The sequence below is a fragment of the Mesorhizobium sp. WSM4823 genome (assembly GCF_055811195.1).
In genome coordinates this window covers 1-765 of record NZ_JBVVQL010000007.1, presented here as the reverse complement: position 1 = coordinate 765, position 765 = coordinate 1, and the positions used below count along the sequence as shown (strand labels likewise).

At 69.2% G+C, this 765-nt stretch carries 1 protein-coding gene; it reads left to right on the top strand.

Annotated features, from left to right (window positions below; genetic code table 11):
- Window positions 1-765: hypothetical protein (locus AC0L26_RS18565; RefSeq protein ID WP_473633864.1), on the top strand; the 765-nt coding region annotated here is incomplete at both ends.

The window sequence follows — 765 nt, the reverse complement described above, 5'->3', positions numbered from 1 at the left end:
CACTGGCGATACCGGAGCCACAGGCGACACGGGTGCAACTGGCGACACCGGCGCAACGGGTGACACCGGAGCTACTGGCGATACCGGTGCAACTGGTGACACCGGCGCCACTGGCGATACCGGAGCCACAGGCGATACCGGCGCGACTGGCGATACCGGAGCCACAGGCGCGACCGGCGATACCGGTGCAACGGGCGACACCGGTGCAACTGGTGACACCGGTGCAACTGGTGACACCGGCGCAACTGGCGATACCGGTGCAACGGGCGATACCGGCGCAACGGGTGCGACCGGCGATACCGGCGCGACCGGCGCCACTGGCGCGACCGGAGCTACTGGCGATACCGGTGCGACTGGCGATACCGGTGCAACGGGCGATACCGGAGCCACAGGCGACACGGGCGCAACGGGTGACACCGGAGCCACAGGCGACACGGGTGCAACGGGCGATACCGGAGCTACTGGCGATACCGGAGCCACAGGCGATACCGGAGCCACAGGCGATACCGGCGCAACGGGTGCGACCGGCGATACCGGCGCGACTGGCGACACGGGCGCCACAGGCGATACCGGTGCAACGGGCGATACCGGCGCAACGGGTGCGACCGGCGATACCGGCGCGACTGGCGATACCGGTGCAACTGGCGATACCGGAGCCACAGGCGATACCGGTGCGACTGGCGATACCGGTGCAACTGGTGACACCGGCGCCACTGGCGATACCGGAGCCACAGGCGATACCGGAGCCACAGGCGATACCGGCGC